Raw genomic sequence first — 21,025 nt, forward strand, 5'->3', positions numbered from 1 at the left:
GAAGATTAGACGAAAGATAAAAGTATGGCTGAATTTAAGAGACATAATTTTAAAAAGCTTAAAATTTGGCAGATGGCGATGGACATTACAAAAATGATTCTTGACTTGACGGATACATTTCCTGAGAGTGAAAAATTTGGATTGAAAAACCAAATGGACAGATGTAGTGTTTCGCTTCCTTCTAATATTGCCGAAGGTTCAAGCAGATCATCAAAATCGTTCAGTCATTTCTTAGACATTTCTCTAGGTTCTTCTTTCGAATTACATACACAATTATTGCTTGCAAATCATAGAAAATATATTACTGATGAAGTAACAACAGAGTTAGAAAATAGAATTGAAGAATTTCAGAAAATGACAATGGGGTTTCAAAATTCCCTGCAATCCCAATAAAGTCTATTCTCTCTCATCTATTTTCTATTCATCTAAAAAAGTCTAACAAAAAACAAAAAATACAATGGCAGATACTATCGAAAAAGACGTTACCCGTGGCGGGCAGTTTTTGGTAAAAGAAACAAAATGTGAGGACATTTTTACTCCGGAAGATTTTTCGGAAGAACAATTAATGATGAAGCAGACGGTAAAAGAATTCGTGGATAAGGAAATCTGGCCGAACAAAAACCGTTTCGAAAATAAAGACTATGCCTTTACGGAAGAATGCATGCGTAAAGCAGGTGAGTTAGGACTATTAGGCGTTGCAGTTCCTGAAGAATATGGCGGACTGGGAATGGGATTTGTTTCTACCATGCTGGTTTGTGACTATATTTCCGGAGCAACCGGGTCATTCTCCACTGCTTTTGGTGCCCACACCGGAATTGGAACTATGCCTATTACCTTATACGGTACCGAAGAACAAAAGAAAAAATACGTCCCAAAATTAGCTTCCGGCGAATGGTTTGGCGCATACTGCCTTACTGAGCCTGGTGCCGGTTCTGATGCCAATTCAGGCAAAACCAAAGCAGTATTGTCTGATGACGGTACGCATTATAAAATCACAGGACAAAAAATGTGGATTTCGAATGCCGGGTTCTGTAGTCTCTTTATTGTATTTGCGAGAATTGGAGACGACAAAAATATTACCGGATTCATCGTTGAAAACGACCCGTCCAACGGAATTTCAATGAATGAGGAAGAACACAAATTAGGAATCCGCGCCTCCTCTACCCGTCAGGTATTCTTCAACGAAACAAAAGTTCCGGTTGAAAATATGCTTTCTGAAAGAGGAAACGGCTTTAAGATTGCCATGAACGCTCTTAACGTTGGTCGTATCAAACTAGGTGCTGCCTGCCTTGATGCACAAAGAAGAGTTACATCCGGAGCTATAAAATATGCTAATGAAAGAATACAATTCAATACACCTATTTCTAATTTTGGCGCTATCCGTTCCAAAATTGCTGAAATGGCAACATCCTGCTATGCGGGAGAAAGCGCTTCTTACCGTGCAGCAAAATCCATTGAAGACCGAATCAATGCACGAGTAGCAGAAGGTTCTTCACATCAGGAGGCAGAACTGAAAGGTGTAGAAGAATTTGCAATCGAATGTTCTATTCTAAAAGTGGCTATTTCTGAAGACATACAAAACTGTTCTGATGAAGGAATCCAAATTTTAGGTGGTATGGGATTCTCTGAAGACACACCAATGGAAAGTGCCTGGAGAGATGCCAGAATTGCCAGAATCTATGAAGGAACAAACGAAATCAACAGAATGCTTTCTGTTGGAATGTTGGTTAAAAAAGCCATGAAAGGTCACGTAGATTTATTAGGACCTGCTATGAAAGTAGCAGAAGAATTAATGGGAATTCCTGATTTTAATACTCCTGATTATTCTGAATTATTCGCCGAAGAAAAAGAACTGATTGGCAAATTGAAAAAAGCATTCCTAATGGTAGCCGGAAGCGCTGTACAGAAATACGGTCCGGATTTAGATGCCCATCAACAATTGTTGATGGCTGCTGCCGATATTCTTATCGAAATCTATATGGCAGAATCTACTATTTTAAGAACAGAAAAACTGGCAAAATCAAAAGGTGCTGAAAATGTAAAAGAGCAGATTGCCATGGCACAATTATACTTATACAAAGCCGTTGACATCATCAATACCAAAGGAAAAGAAGGTATTGCTTCCTTTGCCGAAGGTGATGAACAGCGAATGATGATGATGGGACTGAAACGTTTTACCAAATACACTAACCTTCCTAATGTAGTAGCGTTGCGGGAAACTATCGCTTCCAAACTAATACAGGAAAATCAATATTGCTTTTAGTTACGTTTTAATAGTTGGTTAATGAAAAAGCCCTGGCAAATGCCAGGGCTTTTTTTGTTTTTGGCAGATTCAAAACTTATAGCGGTTTTCTTCCTTGAATAATTCTAAGCAATACGATAATGACCGCAATCACTAACAAAATATGTATCAACCCATTTGTTGCAATTCCTTCACCAAGAATTCCGAAGAATCCTAATGCCCAGATAATTACTAAAATTACTGCAATTGTATAAAGTAAATTTCCCATGATAGTGTTTTTTATTGGTTAGACTATTTGTTTTTTATGAAAGAGACTACTCTAAAGGCTTTCTTCCCTGAATTACTCTTAAAAGCACGACAATGATGGCAATTACCAACAAAACATGAATAAGACTACTGGTAACCATTCCGCCTAAAAAACCGATGGCCCAGACAATAACAAGAATTACGGCAATTGTATAAAGTAAATTTCCCATGACTGTAAATATTAAATTGGATTATTATTATTTCTTAACTAATGTCGATTGCAACTTTTCCACTTCGTCATGATGGTTTTTCAAAGTACTAATCATGCTTTCCAGATAAGCTTTGATTTCAACACTCTTTGTAGCTTGTGCATCCTGTGTAAAATCATCTATGGCATCATGATGTTCTTTGTACACACGGTCAAGATACTCTTTGTCAAAGTTTTTGACATCAACCTTACTTAGTCTGTCATATTCTTTCTGACCATCTTCGGTAATTGCTGTAGGGATAGAAATCTGTTTTTCCTTAGCCAAAGCAGAAAGCTGGGTAAAAGCCTCGTTATGATGTTTTTCCATCATTTTACCTAAATCCTTAACCGCTGCCGAAACACCTCTGGATTGGGCCAATTTGCCCAATTCTCTTTGTTCCAAATCAAAATCAGCGGCATCCACAAGAATCTCAGCATCTTTTTCTGCTTCTTTAGTATTGTCAAATTTTGCTTCGTTTTCGTCTTCAGCAACCTCTTTCGGGTCTTCTGCTTTAGGTTCATTCTTACAGGAAACTGTTCCTAAAGACAATGTCAAAACACCCAGACTTAAGATTGCTTTTCCAAAAATTATTGGCTTTTTCATACGATATAAATTTTAGTTGGTTCGTAATTTTTTCGAGTTTATCTAAATTACCCAATAAAAAAAATACCGTACTTACAGAATTAACCTATAATGTTATACGATTCAGATAAAGTAATTCCAGTTCGGATTATACCCTGTCAAAAGAGAAAATAGAAGCATCTTTATTTTCCTTTCCCAGCAAAAGGTCTCTTATAATTTCTGCAGCAATCAGACTGAAAGTAATTCCATTGCCTCCAAAACCAAGGGCAAAATAACTGTTGGGTAGTTTATCATAGACACCTATAAACGGGAGTCCGTCTTTTGTGGCTCCAAAAGTCCCTGTCCAACTAAATTCAGGTTTAAAATCCAATTGTGGAAATAGCGTGTTAATGTCTTTTGTGAGCTGTTTGGTCTTTTTAGAAATCAGCTTATTTCTTTTATCCGGATTGTAGAAATCTTCATCTCTGCCACCTACAAGCACTCTTCCATCTGGTGTAGTCCGCACATAAAGATAAGGATTGGCTGTATTCCAGATTAGGACTTCGTCTTTCCAAAACTTCCTTTCATTATACTGTTCGCTCACCACCGCATAGGTTGATTTGAGGTCGACAATTTTCTTATCAATAAATTCCACAACTTCATAGCCTGTAGCATACACTACCTTTTTTGCTTTGATGGTAAAACCTGATTCGGTTTTAAGGACTGCCCCTTTTTTTTGGGTATCGATTTTTACAATAGGGCTGCGGTCATAAATATCAAGATGGCTGCCTTTTTTGACCTGCAATAATTTATGCGTAAAAGCATAGGCATTTGTCTGAGCGGCATTAGCAGAAAGTATAGCCAAGGGAGCCTTAAACCCAAACTGCTTATAAATTTGCTTTTCATCAAGGAGACTCACGTCAAAACCTGCTTCTTTTCTGGCCTGGAATTCCTTTTCCAACATTGGAACATCTTTTTTATAGGCAGCATAAAAAAGGCTTTTTTTCTTTTCGAATTCGTCAAGTTTTAGCTCTTTGGCAATCTTCTCCAGTTTATCAATTGCATAATTACACAAATGATAGGCCCATTCTGCTTTTTCTTTTCCAATTTTATCGATTAGTTCATGGAGCGGCGTGTCTATTTCATATTGCAAAAGTGAGGTACTGGCAGAAGTACTCCCTAAACCTATTGTTCTGGCATCAATCATCACGCATTGGATTCCTGCATTGATTAGATAATAACGTACCAATGCGCCTGAAATACCGGCTCCTATAATAATAACATCTGTCTCGATATCCTTATCCAGTTTTGGAAAAGTATGAGGTAGTCCATCTTTAATAAGCCAGAAAGGCATTCCTGATTTTAGATTCATACATTGCTATTTATTCTATTAAATATAAGGATAAAGCCACAAAAAACCTTCAGCATTATAAGTAATTTAAGTTTTTTCAGCATAATATTATGATTTGCGGCTCTATCCCTTTGCGTAAAAAAATACTCGCAAAGACGCTCAGGCGAAAAATTTACAACAGTCATCAATTATTTTTGACTTCATAATAAAAAACATAGCTTTGCATCAGAAATTTGAATCATGATTAACCCTTCGGCACATGGCTGGATAGACAAGTTTTTTGCAGAACAAAAGTACCTGCAATTTCCTGTTGCGGACAATCCGTTGGAGTTTTACAAAAACACACGCAATACCGGTTTTATCTACGGGCATGTAGTGTCATTTGATACACCACAGCCTATTGATACAAAAGGTTGGATTTCTGAGGAATTTTCAAAAGTTGCTCTTTTGAATACGCTGTATCGCGTTTACGGACTGGTTACACATGACACCGACCCTAAAAACTTTATCGCAAAAGTTATTGCCTTTTACAAGGAAATGCATCCAAAAGGCTTTAACCTACTGGATAAGATGTTGCCCGAAAGCATACCGTCCCATAATCTGGAAAAGATTATAGCAGAACGAATACAAACCAATGAGGATATCATCAGTAAAAACTTTTCACATATCCTGACCAACGCTTTGCTATTTATGGATGTGCTGGCTTTCCAGCAATATCTTATGAACCATTCTATTCCGGATAATTATTTGAAAAAACTGGAAGAAACCATCGTAAGCATTATTTCTTTAGCCTTAAAAACAAAACTAAAGAAATCGAAATATGATGATTTGCTGATAAAACTGTTTGAAGCCTCTGTGCGCTATACCAAATTTTCTAAAGTCAACGTACAGGATATGGAAGCATTAGGGTTGGACATTTTCACAAAACAGCTGGAAAAACTATATCTGATTGACATGGCCGGAATGGCACTTTGGAGCGATATGGAGATGGAAAGCAATGAAGCCTACTTTTTATATGAACTGGCAAAAATCATGGATGTTCCAGATAATTTTGTTGCTGAAAGTATTGTCTCTACGGATGATTTCATCAACAAGTACAAAAAACAGATTCCGTACTTCAATTATTCCAATCCGGTCAGGCATTTTTATGACCAGGCCACACAAAATGTGAAAATACTGATTACAAGAAACAAAACCCGATTGGTTAAAGAACTCTCCAACAACGGCGACCTTATGCTCCTGCTCACACAATCCACACATCGCAGTCTGGATGCCAAAGAAAAGAAAAAGGTAAAAAAGCAGCTTTTGGAAATCTGCAAGACCATTCCGTCATTGACTATTTTCCTTTTGCCGGGCGGCAGTCTGCTTTTACCGATTTTGATAAAATTTATTCCGCAACTATTGCCATCCACATTCAACGAAAATCTGGATGAAGAATAAAAAAAGCCTCTTTTTCAAGAGGCTTTTTATTTAGAATTTCAATTGGTATACCTGATCTAAATCTTCATTACCACATAGATTCACTTCCAGGTCTTTTACGATTCCTGAATTTAATCTGTAAACCCATCCGTGAAGGCATAAATCCTGTCCATTTCTCCAGGCTCCCTGAACAATTGAAGTTTTAGCCAAATCATAAACCTGCTCCTTAACATTCAGTTCAACAAAAGCATCGAAACGTTCCTTTTCGTCAAGAATTGAATCCAGGTAATGGTGATGGTGTCTGTAAACATCTTTAATGTGACGAATCCAGTTGTCAATCAAACCGATAGAATCGTTACCCATAGCCGCTTTTACCCCACCACATCCATAGTGTCCGCATACAATGACATGCTTCACTTTCAAAACGTTTACGGCATAGTCCAAAACGCTTAGCATGTTCATATCAGAGTGCACCACCATATTAGCAATGTTTCTGTGTACAAAAACTTCTCCTGGTTGTGCTCCAATTACTTCATTCGCAGGAACGCGGCTGTCTGAACATCCAATCCATAATAACGGTGGTGACTGCCCTTCAGCTAGTTTTTCAAAATATTTTGGGTCCTGGTTAATTTTAGATTCTACCCATTTCCTGTTTCCGTCAATTATTTTTTTATAAAAATCGCTCATTGTTTTTTTATTAATAGTTTTTAAATTTTCGTCAGTTCTCCTGACATTTTTTTGTTTTTCTTAATTCTCTTTTGATTTTTCTACTAATGCCATGCATCGGTCATAATCTGCTTTGGCTTGCTTTCTGGCTCTGGCTTCTTCATAGTTTTCAAAGAAAACATGATTGGCTTTGTCATCAATATCATTCAGTTCATATGCCTTTTTAAAGCCTTTAAGTTTCACCTTAATGTTTTCATCAGCTGCCCTGATGGTGGCAAACTCATGAATCAAATCCAATACATCATGGGCGATATAAACCGTATCTGATGCATTGATTACTACTTTAGAATTTTCAGGTATTTCAGCCAAAGTCGTCTTTATTGCTGCCTTATTCAGGAAGGATACTTCTTGTGCCAGGTCTATTCTGATAACATCACCATCTTCAAATTTTTCTTTTCTGAAACGGTAGGCTCTTTTCAGGTTTCCTCTCAAGATAAACACAACACTGATAGCGATACCCAAAGCAACACCTTTTAGCAAATCCAGGAAAACAACTCCCAGTAGGGTTATAATGAAAGGAACAAACTGATACTTGCCTTTATGCCAGAAATGCATAAGCACGGTAGGTTTTGCTAATTTGTATCCTACCATCAAAAGAACGGCTGCCAGGGTTGCTAAAGGAATTTTGTTCAACAGAACCGGAATCGACAATACACTGATTAGTAATAAGACACCGTGAATAATGGTAGACATCTTGGATTTAGCTCCTGCATTTGCGTTTGCTGACGAACGGACTACGACCGAAGTCATAGGCAATCCTCCCAGGAATGAACTCAACATATTTCCAATTCCCTGAGCTTTCAACTCTACGTTAGTATCTGTATAGCGTTTTTGCGTATCCATCCTGTCTGATGCTTCAATACATAAAAGTGTTTCTATAGAAGCCACAATAGCAATCGTTGCACCCACAACCCAAACTTTGGGATTCATAAATCCGGCAAAGTCAGGAGTGACAATGATATTTTTGAAATCATCAAAAGATTGCGGAACCGGTAAAGAAACCAAATGCTCTTTAGAAATAGCCAGTGAGCTGCCGGAAGCTGTAAAAATTTCATTCAGCACTACACCCACTATAACAGCCACTAAAGCTCCCGGTACCAATTTCATTCTTTTTAAGAAACTGAATTTGTCCCATGAAATCAGTATAGTCAAAGATATTAGCGTAATCAGAATGGCTCCCAGTTGCAGGTGTCCTAATGAATCCATTAAAGATTCCAGAGCATTGCCGCCACCTTTTTCCACGAAAGTTTCATCACCTTCAAAATCACTGTCGTAACCAACAGCATGTGGAATTTGCTTTAAAATAATGATGACACCAATACCCGCAAGCATACCCTCAATAACATTGGTAGGGAAATAATTTGAAATACTTCCCGCTTTGATAAAGCCTAATATTAATTGAAGCAAGCCGGCTATTAGTCCTGCCGTCAGGAATATATTGAAAGCACCCAAATCAGTAATAGCTGTCAAAACAATTGCAGTCAGGCCGGCTGCAGGGCCGGACACGCTGATATGTGACCGGCTTAAAAACCCGACAACTATACCCCCAACGATTCCAGCAATTATACCTGATAATGGTGGCGCTCCAGAAGCCAGGGCTATACCCAAACACAATGGCAATGCTACCAAGAAAACCACTAAACCAGAAGCAAAATCTGATTTAAGGTTAGCAAAAAGATTGATTTTTTTTGTCATACCTAAAAAAATTTAATACAAGGATTTTAGTCGCATTAAAAAATACGACCTCAGATTTTGAAGTATTCAAAATCCTAAATTGTATTAAACCTGTTCAGGCGGTGGAGAAAAGATAGTCGAAGCCGCATTATCATGTTTCAAACTGTGCTGTGAAATGATAAGGCTTGAAGAACTTTCTGTATAGTGAGAGAAAGTGAGGTAATCTGCAACTTTAAAGTCGGCTTTTAATTCTTTACAGCTATTGTGATTGTGCTGTTCTTCTTCCGACATGCTATAAACCATAGATGTGTCAACGTCTTTTTTTATCAATCCTACAATGGTAGGAGTAACAATAAAAGTCATAAACATTAACAATACTATTTTAACAGCCAGTTTCATATGCGCGAAATTAGAGATTTAATTCTTATTTAAAAACATGATAAATTAATTTAATCAAATTTTAACAACAAAAAAGAAGCAACAGCTAAAGTCGCTTAGCTGTTGCTTCTTTTCTTAGAAATCATCAAAATAATTTGCTGAAAAACTGACCGGCTTATATTTTTTCTTCCAGCCAGGCTTTCATCATCCAGATTGTTTTTTCCTGTTCTTTAATAAAGTCACTCATCATAGAATTGGTACCTTCGTCATTTGCATCTGCAGATTTCGACAAAAGGTCTCTTTCAATCTTTAAGAGGTCAGACAGCGAAGTAACAATCAGATGTACTGCTTCTTCATCTACAGAAATATTCTTCCCTACTTTTAGCTTGTTGTTCTTCATATAATCTTCGAAAGTATGAAGTGGTCTTCCGCCAATTGTAAGCACTCTTTCTGCTATCATATCAATTTTTAGCTGGGCATCATTATATAATTCTTCAAACTTCACGTGGAGGTCAAAAAAACGTTTCCCTCTGATATTCCAATGTATTCCTCTAAGGTTTTGATAATACACCTGAAAGCTGGATAACAATATGTTTAAATCGTTTGATATTTCTTCGGTTTCTTTAACTGGCAGTCCTAAAATATTCGTTTTCATTTTTGTTATTTTTATTGGTTCGTAAAATTTATCTACTATAAAATTACAAAAAATAAGGCAATACAAATAATAAATAAATATTATAGTTTTTTATATTTGCATCACAAAATATTATAACAATGACAATCACTCAATTATATTATGTTCTGGCAGTAGCCGAGAATAAGAACTTTACACTTGCCGCAGAAAAATGCTTTGTTACTCAGCCCACGTTGAGTATGCAAATTCAAAAACTCGAAGATGAACTCGGGGTTTTAATTTTCGACAGGAGTAAAAAACCGATACAACTTACCGAAATAGGGCAGAAAATAGTAACGCAGGCCAAAAACATAGTTAATGAGTCTGACAGAATCCAGGATATTGTTGACCAGCAGAAGGGATTTATTGGAGGCGAATTCAAATTAGGAATTATTCCTACCATCATGCCTACGCTGTTGCCGATGTTCCTGAATAATTTCATTAAAAAATACCCAAAAATAAAACTGATTATCGAAGAACATAATACAGAGGAAATTATCACACGCCTTAAAAACGGCCATTTGGATGCGGCAATTGCGGCTACTCCTTTGGAAGATGAGAAAATCAAAGAAATCGTCTTGTATTATGAACCTTTTGTAGCTTATTTTCCTGAAAGCCATCACAGCTTCCATAAAGAAGAAATTGAAGTCGAAGATATTGATGTGGATTCGCTATTGCTTTTGCAGGATGGACATTGTTTCCGCGACGGAATTCTAAACTTGTGCAAAAACGTAAACAATTCTGAAACATCGCCCTTCCAGATTGAAAGCGGAAGTTTTGAAACCCTGATTAAGCTGGCAGATGAAGGACTCGGCACCACACTTCTTCCCTATTTGCACACTTTGGATTTAAAAGAAAAGGACAAGCTGAAATTACGCCATTTTAAGGAACCAAAACCGGCGCGTGAAGTCAGCCTTATATTTCCGAAAAGTGAGTTAAAAATACATATTATTGACGCTTTACGCCAGGTTATTGCCGGTGTTGTAAAAGGAGCAATCGTTTTTCAAAACGTACAGATTATAAGTCCGCTATCCAAAAAGAATCAATAAAAAGGAATTAAATAAAAAAGGAGCCGAATGGCTCCTTTTCTTATTTGTTAACAATTAATAGACATTGTTTCAATTCCGGTTTTTCGACTGTGTAGCTTAAAAGCCATTCCGTTAATTGCTCAATTTCATATGGAAGTAACGATCTTATCGCTTTTTCAAGCTCTTTGCAGAACAACAAGGGGTCGAAACTCACTCTTTCAAGAATAGATTTCGTATAAGCAAACATAGGTCTTGTCATAGTCAAAATTTAATTTGGAGGTTAATGCTTTTGTAAGAACGTTTGGTAAATTTACTGAAATTAAATACTCAATTCCCTAAAAAAACGTTAATTCACAAAAAGTATTGTATTAATTAACATTTAATTCTTGATTTCTAAATATTACAATCAAGCTTACTTCCTCGCCCTCAGCATTTCCCTTTTTCCGGGAGGCCCGGGCAGCTTTTCGGTTAAAAAACCTGCTTCTGTCATTGCATTTTTTATAGGACTCCGACAGGCATAAGTAACCAAAATACCGTTAGATTTTAATGCCGCATACATCTTTTGGAAAATTTCCAGGCTCCATAGTTCGGGCTGTACCCTAAATCCGAAAGCATCAAAATAAATCAGGTCGTATTGATTGGTGTCGGTTATTTCCTGAAACTTGATGTTTTGTTTCTCTAATGAAAAATCAGGAGACAATATTTCACTTTGGTTCCAATCGGATTCGTGCATCTTTAAAAAAATGTCTTTTTCACTTTCTGCATCCAATTCAGTCACATAATTCATTTTAAGCACATCTTCGGCTCCAACCGGATAAGCTTCAATTCCTGTATATTTAATCTTCTGTTGGAGCTTTTGTCCTTCCAGATAGGTTATAAAAGCATTGAGTCCGGTACCAAAACCTATTTCTAAAATGGAAACGGACTGACCTTGAAATAAGGAAAGTCCGTTTTGTATGAATACATGTTTGGCCTCTTGTATTGCTCCGTGTTTTGAATGGTAGGTTTCGTTCCATTCAGGAAGCAGAATTGATGTAGAACCATCCGAAGTCTGGATAATTTCTCTTTTCATTATAGCCGCATGAATTTATTATTCTATAAACAATTTTTTGATTCTCGGAATCGGTCCGCTACATTTCACTTCATGGCAGGTAACACAAGCCGATACCGCTTTGTTGAAATGAGCTTTGGCATTTTTAGGATCTTCATAAATCTGCTCCTGGGCCTTAATGAAAACGGCAGCCTGTTCTTTAAAAAAAGCATCGTTTTCAGCCTCATCCGTCATGGCTCTTTTATGAATTTCTAAGAAATGAGAAGGAAACTTGCCAATGGTATCGCCATTCTTGATACGTTCTTTCAAACGCTGATTGTCCACATACATCTGTTCCATAAGAGCCGCCATTTCAGACATCTCATACATCTCAAACTCTTTTGCTCCTGTAGTTTTTTCAGGAACTTCTTTTTTAACAACGGGCTGCGCTTCTTCTTTCTTATTACAGCTTGAAAAGGCCATAATAATTCCGGAAATCAAAAGATATTTCTTCATTATTTGCTGATTAAAACTCCGTCAGCCTGGAAAGCATACGTAATTTTAGGCTGAGTAATTTTATCTATTTCTTCCTGAGATTTTCCGCCATCTTTTGCGTAATGCTTTAACTCGGCAACAGAGATTTCGTCAACAAAAGCTCTTCCGCTAACGATTGCCTCCTGGCTGTCAGCATTTAATGGAACAAAAAAACCGTAATCTTTGAAACGCACAAAAGATTCTGCCTGACCCGGTAATTCCATCTTCATCCAGCATCCTTTTTTCTTGCAGACAGAGTTAATTTTGGATTTGAATTTCACCGCTATCGTGTCACCTTTTTTCATAGACTTGTATTTCTGGAACATCTGTTCTTTACTTAAAGCCTTGTCAGCTAAAATCTTATCTCCAAATGATGCGTACTCAACTTTTATTTCCTTAGCCGGAGTCACTTCAATTACTTCATCTCCTTTAGCCGCAGTTTTAGCATCAACTTCAGGAGTTTGTGTTGCTTCTACAGGTGCTACGGCAACTGAATCTGTCTTAGGCAAACTATCGGCCGGTGTCTGAATCGTTTCTTCTGTTTTTTCTGTTTCTTTATTTTTATCGGCACAGCTTGCAAAAATTGCCAGCGAACAAGCCAAAACAAATATATTTTTCATGATTAGGTATATTTTTTTAATTCGTTACAAAAATAGAGAGTTTCCTCAAAAGTAATGCCCTCCTGATTAATAAATTTTAAGTTTCATTGCTAATTATACAAGATTTTGAATCTGATGCAATCAATTCACAAAAAGCAACAGACAAGTTGGAATATAATTGCCTTTTTATCCAAAAACTTTCCAATTTTTATTAATTTAGCATTGATTATAACTATTGAAAATCAGCATTAAACCATTAACAAAAACAGCTGGTTTTCAATTATTTAAAACCTAAACCAACCTCACACCAATGAATCTAAAAAATAATCCCGAAATTGACATTATCAGGGCATCATCGACCAAGATTAATGATGTTGATTTCGAAAATCTTGTCTTCGGAAACATCTTTACTGACCATATGCTGGTTTGTGATTACAAAGATGGAAAATGGCAAAAGCCTGTCATCAGGCCTTATGAGCCATTCCTTCTGGATCCTTCGGCAAAAGTTTTCCACTACGGGCAAGCTATATTTGAAGGTATGAAAGCCTACAAAGACAATAATGATGACGTCTGGCTTTTCAGACCGGATGAAAACTTTGACCGATTTAATAAGTCGGCAGTAAGAATGGCCATGCCTGAGGTTCCTGAAGAAGTATTTTTAGGCGGGCTTCATGAAATTTTAAAAATAGAAAAAGACTGGGTTAAAAAAGGTAAAGGCAATACGCTTTACATCCGTCCGTTTATGATTGCAACGGGTACAGGTGTAGTCGCTGCTCCGTCATCACAATATCGTTTTATGATTATCCTTTCTCCTGCAAAATCCTATTATTCCGGAGAAGTAAAAGTAATCATCGCCGAACATTACAGCCGTGCAGCTAACGGCGGTATTGGCGCAGCAAAAGCAGCCGGGAATTATTCTGCCCAGTTCTATCCGACACAATTGGCAAACAAAGACGGTTTCCAGCAGATTATCTGGACAGACGATGCCACGCATACAAAACTGGAAGAAGCAGGAACTATGAACGTTTTCTTCAGAATTAACAACACCTTGTTTACGGCACCAGCCAGCGAAAGGATTTTGGACGGTGTAACCCGAAAAAGCCTTATCACTCTTGCTGAAAAAGAAGGTATTGACATACAGGTACGTTCCGTTTTGGTTTGGGAATTGGTGGAAGCAGCTAAAAATGGTACTCTGAAAGAAATCTTTGGCGCAGGAACCGCCGCTGTAGTTAATCCGATTGTCGGGTTCTCTTATAAAGGCGAATATTTCGAGCTTCCAAAAGTAGAAGACTCCATTGCTTTGCAATTGAAAGAAAAACTGACCAATATTCAGTACAAACTGGCAGAAGACCCTTTTGACTGGACGGTTAAGATTTAGAAACTTTTAAAAATATAAAAATATGCTATATCCATTTATGACCATCGGTTTTTTAATTGTGTTTATTGTTTATGTTTTATATTTAGCTCTAACGAAAAAATTAAAACAGAATATCAGTACAGTCGTTTATCCCGGATTGTTTTTTATTTCAGTTTGGGCGGGCTTATATTTTCTGGTTTTTAGTTAATTTCATAAAAAAATCCCGAACTATTTCGGGATTTTTTTTATTTCAATATCAGGGAGAAATCAGGCTTAAAATAATTTGGCCCTTTCATCACTTTTCCGTCTTCGCGGTAAATCGGCTTTCCGTCCTCTCCCAGCTTGCTCATATTGCTGCGTTGAATTTCATCGAAAACCTCTTCAATCTTATGCTGTAATCCGTGCTCAATAATGGTTCCGCACAAAATATAAAGCATGTCGCCTAAAGCATCAGCAATTTCAATTTTATCATCATTCTGAACGGCCTCAAGATATTCCTCGTTTTCTTCTTTCATCAAATTGTAGCGTAGCCTATTTTTGCTTTCACCTAAATCTCCTTTTGGGGTTTCGCTTACGCCAAGACCAAATGCCTGGTGGAATTCTTTTACTGCGTTGAGTTGTTTCTGCATGATTTTCAAAAATTAAATGGTAGTGCAAAATACTGACTTTTGGATACAAATAATTACTTTTGCACAAAAACTTATCCACTATGTTTACTCAAGGTCAATGGACTTTTGCCGGCTTCTTTGTAGTTGCTTTTATTATAGCAATGATTTATGCTTACCGAAAAGATTTGAAACTACACAAGCTATTCTACAAAAGAAGTTATCTGGTTTTATTAGGCTTTTTAGCTTTTATCGGATTGCTTTTTGTGATAAAGGTGTATTTGAAGCATTAAAAAAACGCCTCGATTTCTCGAAGCGTTTCTTATTTATAAATCTTTTATCCTAGTTTTCTTCAGGCAAGAAACCATATGTTTTAGAATAATAAAGCATCTGCTCAGCAAAAGTTTTAGGCTGTTGGATTTCAAAAGAAATGATTTCTCCTTTGGCATCTGTTTTAGGAACCAAAACCGGATTTACAAATCCGCTGTAAGGTGCCGATTTGAATTTCTTGTTTCTTTCCAAAACTTCCTTATGCAATTTCTGGTCTACTTTTACACCATAGTTTTCTACTAATGCTTTTCCGGCTGCAAAATCACCTTCCGATTTGATTCGTTGGGTTTCTCTTAAAAGCTGACCAAAAAGTTCGTGAAGTTTTTCGTAGTTTGTAATATTAAAATACGTTTTGCCGTCACGTGTAATCTTCTCGATTACATTATCTTTTTTACCTTTTTCAAAAACCCAGGCACTCACCCACTGGCGGTTTCTCATGTGCGCTTCTTCAATGTCAGCTCCCGGCTCCAAACGAATCAACTGTGTCATCAATCCGTTTCTGATATAACCGTCATAAGCTGCCATACCTACTTTTTTCCAATCGTCAACCAGGCCTAGCTCTTGTAGTTTTGGATTGTACAGATAATACAAACCAACCAGGTCAGCTCTTCCTTCTTCCAAAGTCGAAGCATAACTTTTTAAAGTTTCTTTTGGCGTTCCTACACCCGGATTGATTTGTCCGGAAGCATGTCCTACCACTTCGTGCAATGCCGTATGCAATTTGTCTGCAACTTCACCATATTTTTCTTCCAGTTCAATTTCTTCCTTATCGTTTGCAAATTCTTTCAAACGGTCAGAACCACCTGCATGGTTATAAGAATCTACAATATTTCCTAATGAAACCGATTTAGAACCATGTTCAGCACGAATCCAGTCCGCATTTGGAAGATTGACACCAATTGGAGTACTAGGTGAAGAATCACCTGATTCGCCAGCTACGACAACCACCTTGTAAGATACGCCTACAACATTTTTCTTTTTATGCTCCGGCATTAGGGTTGAATTGTCTTCAAACCATTGTGCATTGGAAGAAATCACTTCCATTTTTTTAGACATATCGAAGTCTTTAATCTGTACAACCGATTCGTAAGAACCTCTGTAACCTAGCGGGTCGTTATATACTTCAATAAATCCGTTGATGTAGTCAATATTTCCTTCCGTAGCTTCCGTCCAGGCGATGTTGTAATCGTCCCATGTTTTTAAATCTCCGGTTTTATAATATTTAATCAAGAGGCCAATCGCATCACCTTGTTTTTTATTCTCAGCAACTCCCTGTGCTTTTTCCAACCAGTAAATAATTTTATCGATAGCCGGTCCGTACATACCACCGCTTTTCCATACTTTTTCTTCAATCTGGCCACTGGCATTACGCACTAATTTTGAGTTCAGTCCAAAAGAATACGGTCTTTTAGCATCCGGACTTTTCTTTGTCTTGTAATATTCCTCAGCCTCTTTGTCTGTAATTCCCTTATCATAAAAGTTTACTGCAGAACCGGCAAGCAATCCTTTTGATTCGTCCAGGTTTACTTTTTTAGCATCCTGATTGTTAAAGAGGATTTCTACTATTTCCGGAGCAAGTGTCGTTTTTGTTTCCGACAGTAATTTTTGGAAATACTCCTTTGTAAAAGCAGGTTTAATCTTATCGCTTGAATAATGGTGGTGGATTCCGTTAGAAAACCAAACCCTTTTCAGATAGATTTCGAAGTTTTTCCAATCTTCTGAAGCCTTATCTCCTTTATAATTCTCATAGATGTTCTCTAAGGCTTTTCTGATTTTTAAATTATGCTTGTAGTTTTGATCCCAATGAATATCACGGCCCGCCATACCAGCCTGCGTCAGATAATAAACGAGTTTTTGCTCTTTGAGGGTAAGCTTTTCCCAACCCGGAACCTGATAACGCAATACTTTTATATCTGCAAACTGCTCGACTTCATATTGAAAATCTCCTGTGTTTGCCGCGACTTCTTTCGGCTCTTCTTTGTCTTTTCCGCAAGAGACAAGAAATGCCGATGCAAGAAACATTCCTGCAATGGTTTTTAATTTCATATGCTCAGTTTTAGTTACTAAAAAACAAATATAATGATTTCCTAACGGAACTGAAGCGAGATATTCTACCAATCGATATCAAACTATTTTTCTTACTTTTGTATTGCGAAAAGTGCCTAATAAAAAACCTTATGAAAATACTGAAATACATATTGCTCCTTATTCTTCTTGCTGTTATCGGATTGACTGTTTATATAGCAACCCAGCCCGGTGAATATGAATCGGAACAAAGCAGAATAATCAAGGCGCAGAAATCTGTTGTCTTCAGTTATGTCAACGATTATAAAAACTGGGAAGATTTTGGTTCCTGGAAAGATGATGACCCTAACATGCAGTTTACTTATTCTGACACAACTATAGGGAAAGGTGCTTTTTATACATGGAAAGGCAGTTCCGGTGAAGGAAAAACCGAAACAGTATTTGAAAAAGAAAACGATAGTATTGCACAAAAAACCACTTTTTCAGGTAACGAAGGCAAAGCCTATCTTACATTTAAAGACACCGTTGGCGGTACGAAAGTCACATGGCACTCTCAAGGTAAGTTGAGTTTCATGGATAAAGCCTATGCAATATTTAAAGGTGGTGCAAAAAAGATGGTAGGCGATATGCAGGAACGTACTCTTGCCAAGCTGGATAAGGTCATTTCTTATGAAATCAACACCTACTCAATACAGGTGGATGGTGTTGTACAGAAATCAGGAGGTTATTATTTCCAGCAAAAAGTGACCTGCAAAATTTCAGAAGTCCAAAAAAATGTTGGAATCATATTGCCGAGCATGCTTCGCTTTTTTAAAGATAATAATATTGCGCTAACAGGTAGTCCTTTTATTCTTTACAATACCTACGACGTTCCAAACAATAAGGCAAGTTTTTCCGTATGTCTTCCAATGCGCGAAGAGATTTTTACGGCAGAAGGAAGCGATTATACAAGCGGTAAGTTAGAACCCTTCCAGGCTTTGAAAACAACCTTAAAAGGAGACTATTCGCACGGAAAAGAAGCCTGGGATAAAGCTCTGGCCCATATCAAAAAGAACAACCTGACTGAAAATAAATCAGGAAGCTATATTGAGGTTTATGTAACTTCTGCCGCACAGGTAAAGAATCCTTCGAAATGGATAACAGAAATTTATGTTCCGGTTGGACAATCTGCCCCAACGGAAGCAGTTACACCTTCTGCCGTTAGCGGAACTTCTGCAAAAACAACCACACCAGCCAACAGCACTACAAAAACTGTAACTCCAGCCAAACCACCGGTTGTTAAAGAAAATCAGGTCATAGAATAAAAACCAATAGATACCAAAAGCCGGACAATTGTCCGGCTTTTTTATTGGATAGTTTAATTCAGTATTAAACCTTTTCCGTTATCTTTAGTCTTACTTAAAAAAGAAATTGCTTTTGCTGGACGAACAGGCTTTCATAAAAGAATTATTGGACCCTAAAACGCAGAATAAAGCGTTTCAGACATTGCTGTCTTCCTATCAGAAACCTTTATACAGCCATATCCGTAATATTGTCCTAAACCATGATGACGCTGACGACGTATTGCAAAATACATTCTTAAAAGTATTCCAACATTTGAAAAACTTTAAAGGCGAAAGTAAATTATTTTCCTGGCTGTACCGGATTGCCACCAATGAAGCCATAACGTTTCTGAACGCAAAAGCCAAGCGGAATGGCATGACCAGTGAAAATTTCCAGCAAAAACAAATTGAAAGCCTGAAAGCCGATGATTATTTCGAAGGCGATGAAATACAGCTAAAGTTACAGAAAGCCATAGCAACACTTCCTGAAAAGCAGCAGTTGGTTTTTAAGATGCGCTATTTTGAAGAATTAAAATATGAAGAATTATCTGAAATCCTGGATACTTCTGTAGGTGCCTTAAAAGCCTCATACCATCATGCGGTAAAGAAAGTAGAAGAATATATGCTCAAACATTAAACCTTTTCAGATTTATAAAGTCAAAAGAATATGAACTCATTTAATTTAGAAAACGGACCAAAAATAAAGCCGGGATTCAAAACTCCTGATAACTATTTTGAAAACTTTTCGGAACAGATGCTAGCCAGGATTGACTCCAATGAAAAACCGGTAAGCTCAATTTTCCAGAGAAGGAAAAACTGGTTTATGGCTGCAGCGGCTGTGCTTATAATTGGATTTGCAATTCCTTTTCTAAACAAACCTGCCAACAATGCTGCTATCGATGGTGAAAGTTTAGAAAATTACCTGGCCTACCAATCTACTATAAGCCAATACGACCTGATTAATCTTCTGGACAAGGAAGATATCGAAGCATTGGAATCTGACCTTAAAATTGATGATGCCGTTGTAGAAAGTGCCCTGTCTGACAATACTAATTTAGAAAACTACTTAACAGAATAATTATGAAAAATCTATTTCTTATTTTGCTCGTTTTTGGATTAACTGCTTCTGCCCAGGACGATAAAAGAGAACAAATCAAGTCCTTAAAAACGGCTTTTATTACTACTGAACTTTCGCTTACTTCTGATGAAGCTGCAAAATTCTGGCCTGTCTATAATGCATTTGATGAGAAGCAATTCGAATTAAAACATCAGAAAATGCGTGCCTTAGGAAAAAAACTGGATGCGATGGATGCGATGACAGACAAGGAGGCTTTGGCTCTTATCAACCAGATGGAAGATTATGAAAACGAATTGTTTCAAAACAGAAGAAAATTGGTCAGCAGCCTGAAAACAATACTCTCGCCAGTAAAAATCTTAAAACTGAAAAAGGCGGAAGATGATTTCAACCGAAAATTATTACGTCAGTACAAAGACAAAGGTCCTAGAAAATAGGACCTTATTTTTTGAATTTTATCCTGACAATCTTATTCTTTCCGGCAGCGATTGCCATGTTATTGTCTATAAAACGAATCGTATATAAATCTTTATCTTTAGAAAATTGCTTCCAGGTTGCGCCATTGTCTGAAGAATATTGCAATCCGGAAAAACCAACCGTCACCAGCTGTTTCCCTCCCGACTCGGGAACAAACTGCACACAGGAAGCATAACCAAACCCTGTATTATCTCCTATCAATGTCCAGGTTTTACCGCCATTTATGGTCAACGCTTTATTTTTTGAGTTCAGTTCGGGCTTTTCATAATTCCCACCCACAATAAATCCGATATTTTCATCATAGAAATCGGCTGAAAAAATGCCTGTCATTGCTTCACCCTGAACAATTGGGGTAGTTGAAACTTCCCATGAATTTCCTTTATCTGAAGTATAAAAAATTCTGGCTCGCTTTCCTCCTGAAACAATCCATGCCGCATTATTTCTCACAATAAGGTTTGTATTGCTGGCTGCGAAAGCAGCTTCCCCTTCGGTTATTTTTGGAAGTTTCTCACAAGGTATTTTCTGCCATGTATTTCCGGAATCTCTAGTAATAATCACAGAAAAGCAGTCACCAATAGGGTCGCCCACGGCTATACCTTCTTTATCATTCCAAAATTGCATCGAATCATAAAAGGCTTTTTCGTTGTCGTCTTTATAAACCAGCTTCGTTTCTGAGCCATCTTTCGCTATTTTGTAAAGCAATCCGGGAGTGCCAACGCTCATCACAAAAATAGCACTGCTGTTTTTTGCAATACTTCTAAACTCAGGATTGACCGTATCTTTTGAAATCGTTTTTTGAAATTTCTCTTTAGAAGTTAAATCGTAGTAGCCATATTTTCCCTTATCGGCAGCATACCATAGCTTATCATTTTCTATCAGAATTGCCCTGATACTAAAATTATCCTGCCAAAGCGTATCAATAATAACATCTGAAAAATAATGGTTTTTTTCAGGTTTTATTTCATGCTTGCATTGGGTAAATGCAACGGATAGTAAAAAAATACACAGTACTTTTTTCATGGTTGTTTTTGGTTATAGGCTGCAAAGAAACGAAAGAACTCATAACAAACTCAAAATCATCACTTACAATCAGCAAAAAGCAAAAAAATTCGTTGAAATGCATTT

At 37.2% G+C, this 21,025-nt stretch carries 25 protein-coding genes; 10 read left to right on the top strand and 15 right to left on the bottom strand.

From position 1 onward, the window contains the following. The first annotated feature begins 24 nt into the window (after nt 1-24). Together BGO88_RS03605 and BGO88_RS03610 are read left to right on the top strand one after the other, a co-directional pair. Complete coding sequence (locus BGO88_RS03605; protein WP_286705997.1) at nt 25-393, top strand: four helix bundle protein; 369 nt, start codon at nt 25-27, stop codon at nt 391-393. Nucleotides 394-457: 64 nt separating this feature from the next. Further along, nucleotides 458-2,263, top strand: coding sequence for an acyl-CoA dehydrogenase FadE (locus tag BGO88_RS03610; RefSeq protein ID WP_101471870.1), 1,806 nt, complete (start codon nt 458-460; stop codon nt 2,261-2,263). A 76-nt stretch (nt 2,264-2,339) separates the two neighbouring features. On the opposite strand, the gene BGO88_RS03615 is transcribed toward BGO88_RS03610, so the two are convergent. The 4 genes from BGO88_RS03615 to BGO88_RS03630 all read right to left on the bottom strand — a co-directional run bounded on the left by BGO88_RS03615 (nt 2,340) and on the right by BGO88_RS03630 (nt 4,669). Next, the gene (locus BGO88_RS03615) at nt 2,340-2,510 is read right to left on the bottom strand and encodes a lmo0937 family membrane protein (RefSeq protein ID WP_121366417.1); all 171 of its coding nucleotides are present in this window, start codon (nt 2,508-2,510) and stop codon (nt 2,340-2,342) included. A 46-nt stretch (nt 2,511-2,556) separates the two neighbouring features. Continuing rightward, entirely contained in the window at nt 2,557-2,718 is a 162-nt protein-coding gene (locus BGO88_RS03620; protein WP_157486158.1) for a lmo0937 family membrane protein, read from the bottom strand. Nucleotides 2,719-2,745: 27 nt separating this feature from the next. After that, nucleotides 2,746-3,339 (bottom strand): DUF4142 domain-containing protein, encoded by a 594-nt coding sequence (locus tag BGO88_RS03625; protein ID WP_286705998.1) that lies wholly within the window; start codon nt 3,337-3,339, stop codon nt 2,746-2,748. 127 nt (nt 3,340-3,466) lie between these two features. Then, the gene (locus tag BGO88_RS03630; RefSeq protein WP_286705999.1) at nt 3,467-4,669 is read right to left on the bottom strand and encodes an NAD(P)/FAD-dependent oxidoreductase; all 1,203 of its coding nucleotides are present in this window, start codon (nt 4,667-4,669) and stop codon (nt 3,467-3,469) included. Nucleotides 4,670-4,888: 219 nt separating this feature from the next. On the opposite strand from BGO88_RS03630, the gene BGO88_RS03635 reads away from it, so the two are divergent. After that, the gene (locus BGO88_RS03635; RefSeq protein ID WP_101471867.1) at nt 4,889-6,088 is read left to right on the top strand and encodes an LETM1-related biofilm-associated protein; all 1,200 of its coding nucleotides are present in this window, start codon (nt 4,889-4,891) and stop codon (nt 6,086-6,088) included. A 30-nt stretch (nt 6,089-6,118) separates the two neighbouring features. On the opposite strand, the gene can is transcribed toward BGO88_RS03635, so the two are convergent. The 4 genes from can to BGO88_RS03655 all read right to left on the bottom strand — a co-directional run bounded on the left by can (nt 6,119) and on the right by BGO88_RS03655 (nt 9,500). Then, complete coding sequence (gene can, locus BGO88_RS03640; protein WP_101471866.1) at nt 6,119-6,754, bottom strand: carbonate dehydratase; 636 nt, start codon at nt 6,752-6,754, stop codon at nt 6,119-6,121. Nucleotides 6,755-6,814: 60 nt separating this feature from the next. Next, nucleotides 6,815-8,488 (bottom strand): SulP family inorganic anion transporter, encoded by a 1,674-nt coding sequence (locus tag BGO88_RS03645; protein ID WP_286706000.1) that lies wholly within the window; start codon nt 8,486-8,488, stop codon nt 6,815-6,817. 84 nt (nt 8,489-8,572) lie between these two features. Next, nucleotides 8,573-8,866, bottom strand: a complete 294-nt coding sequence (locus BGO88_RS03650; RefSeq protein ID WP_056070956.1) for a hypothetical protein — start codon at nt 8,864-8,866, stop codon at nt 8,573-8,575. Between the two features lie 154 nt (nt 8,867-9,020). Then, complete coding sequence (locus BGO88_RS03655) at nt 9,021-9,500, bottom strand: Dps family protein (RefSeq protein ID WP_056070953.1); 480 nt, start codon at nt 9,498-9,500, stop codon at nt 9,021-9,023. Nucleotides 9,501-9,619: 119 nt separating this feature from the next. Here BGO88_RS03655 and BGO88_RS03660 point away from each other — a divergent pair, with 119 nt between their 5' ends. Then, nucleotides 9,620-10,567, top strand: a complete 948-nt coding sequence (locus BGO88_RS03660; RefSeq protein WP_286706001.1) for a hydrogen peroxide-inducible genes activator — start codon at nt 9,620-9,622, stop codon at nt 10,565-10,567. A 40-nt stretch (nt 10,568-10,607) separates the two neighbouring features. On the opposite strand, the gene BGO88_RS03665 is transcribed toward BGO88_RS03660, so the two are convergent. The 4 genes from BGO88_RS03665 to BGO88_RS03680 form a co-directional block, all read right to left on the bottom strand. Next, on the bottom strand, nt 10,608-10,805 hold the full coding sequence (locus BGO88_RS03665; RefSeq protein ID WP_056070947.1) for a hypothetical protein: 198 nt from the start codon (nt 10,803-10,805) through the stop codon (nt 10,608-10,610). 153 nt (nt 10,806-10,958) lie between these two features. Next, nucleotides 10,959-11,618 carry a tRNA (5-methylaminomethyl-2-thiouridine)(34)-methyltransferase MnmC2 gene (gene mnmC2 / locus BGO88_RS03670; RefSeq protein WP_286706002.1) on the bottom strand — a complete coding sequence of 220 codons (660 nt, stop codon included), beginning with the start codon at nt 11,616-11,618 and terminating at the stop codon, nt 10,959-10,961. Nucleotides 11,619-11,636: 18 nt separating this feature from the next. Further along, nucleotides 11,637-12,092: a hypothetical protein gene (locus tag BGO88_RS03675; protein ID WP_273238325.1), complete on the bottom strand. Its 456-nt coding sequence runs from the start codon at nt 12,090-12,092 to the stop codon at nt 11,637-11,639. Beyond that, complete coding sequence (locus BGO88_RS03680; protein WP_082482207.1) at nt 12,092-12,730, bottom strand: DUF4920 domain-containing protein; 639 nt, start codon at nt 12,728-12,730, stop codon at nt 12,092-12,094. Before BGO88_RS03680 ends, BGO88_RS03675 begins: the two co-directional genes overlap by 1 nt. Before the next feature lie 289 nt (nt 12,731-13,019). Between BGO88_RS03680 and BGO88_RS03685 the strand changes: the two genes are divergently transcribed. Then, complete coding sequence (locus tag BGO88_RS03685; RefSeq protein ID WP_056070939.1) at nt 13,020-14,087, top strand: branched-chain amino acid aminotransferase; 1,068 nt, start codon at nt 13,020-13,022, stop codon at nt 14,085-14,087. 224 nt (nt 14,088-14,311) lie between these two features. Here BGO88_RS03685 and BGO88_RS03690 read toward each other — a convergent pair whose 3' ends face one another. Then, nucleotides 14,312-14,695, bottom strand: a complete 384-nt coding sequence (locus tag BGO88_RS03690; RefSeq protein ID WP_101471860.1) for a pyrophosphohydrolase domain-containing protein — start codon at nt 14,693-14,695, stop codon at nt 14,312-14,314. 80 nt (nt 14,696-14,775) lie between these two features. On the opposite strand from BGO88_RS03690, the gene BGO88_RS03695 reads away from it, so the two are divergent. Further along, a complete protein-coding gene (locus tag BGO88_RS03695) occupies nt 14,776-14,964 on the top strand; it encodes a hypothetical protein (RefSeq protein WP_273238326.1) in 189 nt (62 codons plus the stop codon). 49 nt (nt 14,965-15,013) lie between these two features. Here the strand turns inward: BGO88_RS03695 and BGO88_RS03700 are convergent, their stop codons facing one another. Next, nucleotides 15,014-17,047, bottom strand: a complete 2,034-nt coding sequence (locus BGO88_RS03700; protein ID WP_286706003.1) for a dipeptidyl-peptidase 3 family protein — start codon at nt 17,045-17,047, stop codon at nt 15,014-15,016. A 131-nt stretch (nt 17,048-17,178) separates the two neighbouring features. Between BGO88_RS03700 and BGO88_RS03705 the strand changes: the two genes are divergently transcribed. From BGO88_RS03705 to BGO88_RS03720, 4 genes are all read left to right on the top strand, one after another. Then, nucleotides 17,179-18,330, top strand: a complete 1,152-nt coding sequence (locus BGO88_RS03705; protein WP_286706004.1) for an SRPBCC family protein — start codon at nt 17,179-17,181, stop codon at nt 18,328-18,330. A gap of 112 nt (nt 18,331-18,442) precedes the next feature. Then, nucleotides 18,443-18,985, top strand: a complete 543-nt coding sequence (locus BGO88_RS03710; RefSeq protein WP_286706005.1) for an RNA polymerase sigma factor — start codon at nt 18,443-18,445, stop codon at nt 18,983-18,985. 30 nt (nt 18,986-19,015) lie between these two features. Then, nucleotides 19,016-19,426 carry a hypothetical protein gene (locus tag BGO88_RS03715; RefSeq protein ID WP_286706006.1) on the top strand — a complete coding sequence of 137 codons (411 nt, stop codon included), beginning with the start codon at nt 19,016-19,018 and terminating at the stop codon, nt 19,424-19,426. A gap of 2 nt (nt 19,427-19,428) precedes the next feature. After that, complete coding sequence (locus BGO88_RS03720) at nt 19,429-19,860, top strand: hypothetical protein (protein ID WP_056070920.1); 432 nt, start codon at nt 19,429-19,431, stop codon at nt 19,858-19,860. A gap of 4 nt (nt 19,861-19,864) precedes the next feature. Here BGO88_RS03720 and BGO88_RS03725 read toward each other — a convergent pair whose 3' ends face one another. Then, nucleotides 19,865-20,920, bottom strand: coding sequence for a WD40/YVTN/BNR-like repeat-containing protein (locus tag BGO88_RS03725; RefSeq protein WP_286706007.1), 1,056 nt, complete (start codon nt 20,918-20,920; stop codon nt 19,865-19,867). Nucleotides 20,921-21,025: the final 105 nt, after the last annotated feature.

This window comes from Flavobacterium sp. 38-13 (genome assembly GCF_001899155.1).
Classification (GTDB): domain Bacteria; phylum Bacteroidota; class Bacteroidia; order Flavobacteriales; family Flavobacteriaceae; genus Flavobacterium; species Flavobacterium lindanitolerans.